The 1,834-nt window shown below is 67.2% G+C and carries 1 protein-coding gene and 1 pseudogene; both read right to left on the reverse strand.

What is annotated here, in order from left to right:
* Positions 1–590 (reverse strand): annotated as a pseudogene (locus Y706_RS30165) (shikimate dehydrogenase); the annotation flags it as partial.
* Positions 587–1,834 (reverse strand): endolytic transglycosylase MltG (gene mltG / locus Y706_RS24750; RefSeq protein WP_043435844.1); only part of this gene is annotated, 1,248 nt, incomplete at its 5' end. The gene mltG and the pseudogene Y706_RS30165, both read right to left, overlap by 4 nt.

A 1,834-nucleotide genomic window follows, 5' to 3' on the forward strand; every position in this document is an offset into this window, starting at 1 on the left:
TCGGCCGCGGCGACGGCGGCTGCCGCGCCTGCCAGGGGAAGCACCCGGATGGGGACGCCGACGGCGGCGGAGGCCGCGCGGGCCTCTGCCGCACGGCTGACATCGCGGACGAACACGTCGGCGGACACCGCCCCCAGTTCCTTGAGCGCCGCGATGGCTGCGGCCGCGGTCCCGCCCCCGCCGAGGATCACGGCGGTGGGCGCCGAGGCTGCCCCCGCGTGCCGGAGCGCGTTGACGATCCCGGTGACGTCGGTGTTGTACGCGACCAATCGCGTGTGGCCAGCACTGCCGCCGTCGGATTCGAACGCAACCGTGTTGACGACCCCGAGTACGCGCCCCACGCCCCGGACCTCGTCCACTTCCGCTACCATGGCCGATTTGAGCGGCATGGTGACTGACAGGCCGCGCCAGGAACCGTCAGCGCGCACCTCGTCCCTGACCTGCCTCATAAAATCGGGCAGGGCGGCCTCGGTCACGTCAATGGCGGAGTAGGCGATATCCACGCCCAGGTGGGCGTACGCGGCCCGGTGCAGCGCCGGCGACTTCGAATGGCTGATGGGATGCCCGAGGACGGCCGCCCGCAGCGTCATACGCAGCGTCCCGGGTTGGCCTCGCACCAGGCGTTGTACTGCGCCACGTAGCCGTTGTGTTCCGCCAGCGTCTTGGAGAACTTGGTCTCCTTGGTGTCCAGGTTGATGGTGACCCAGTAGAGGAAGCTGTTGGACTTGGGCTTGGCGGCGGCGTCAATGGCCGTCTTGCCGGGGGAACCGATGGGTCCGGCGGGCAGCCCCTGGTTGGCGTAGGTGTTGTACGGGTTCGACTTGTCAGCCTTCTGGGCCTCGTCGATGTGGAAGCTGCGGATGCCCAGGCCGTAGGTGACGGTGGCATCGGACTGGATGAGCCCGTTGGTCTCGGTGTTGTTGGGCTTGAGGCGGTTGTAGATGGCACCGGCGACGTCACCATATTCGGCCTGGCCGCCTTCGGCCTGGACGATGCTGGCCACCGTCACGACGTCGTACTGTTTCGCGGGATCAGTAACGCCCTGGGCCTTGAGTTCATCCTGGGTACTGCCGACGAGCTTCTGCAAAATGTCCTTGGCGGAGGAACCCAACGGGAAGCGGTACTCCCCCGGCGCCAGGTAGCCCTCGAGGTTTTTGGCTTTGGCCGGGACGCCGAACTGCGCGGGCGCATCGCTGAGCGCTTTCAGGTCCTGAACAGGAATCCCGGTGCCCTCGGAAATCGCCTGCAGGGATTCGCTGATCCGCAGCCCGGCGCTGAGCGCAAAGTACATGACTTTGCTCTGGCCCTTGTTGAGCAGGACATCCACTGCATCGGAGTTCTTCATTTCCTGGCGCATCGAGAACGTGCCGGGGTTCAGGGCACCGCCGGAGGCGGTGAATTCCTTGAGGAAGGTGTCCGCGTTGGCCACGACCTTTTTCGACTGAAGTTCGGTGGCCACGGACCGCGTTCCGGCGCCGGGTTCGATCGTGATGGTGACCTCACCGGTTCCGGGGCCGGGGTAGTCGGCCATGGTGTCCCCGCCGAGGAGGGGCTTGAGGAACTGTGCGCCGACGGCGATTGCGACGACGAAGACCGTCAGGGTCAGCACCAGGGCCAGGAAGCGGCGCCGGCGGCGGACCTTCTTGGACGGTCCCTTGTCGTAGCGGGCCGCTCCGGCCATCAGCTCCTCGCCCGGGTCGCCGTGGTATTCGGCCTCCGGGTGCGGCTGTGCCTGGGGGTCACCGGAGTTGTCGTAGAGATGGTGGGCCTCGTCGTGGGGGTGCGGAGCGTAGCCATCGTGGACGCCGGCGTCATGGGCAGCCGCATCGTGGCT

The sequence above is a fragment of the Arthrobacter sp. I3 genome, assembly GCF_000520575.1.
Taxonomy (GTDB): Bacteria; Actinomycetota; Actinomycetes; order Actinomycetales; family Micrococcaceae; genus Arthrobacter; species Arthrobacter humicola_A.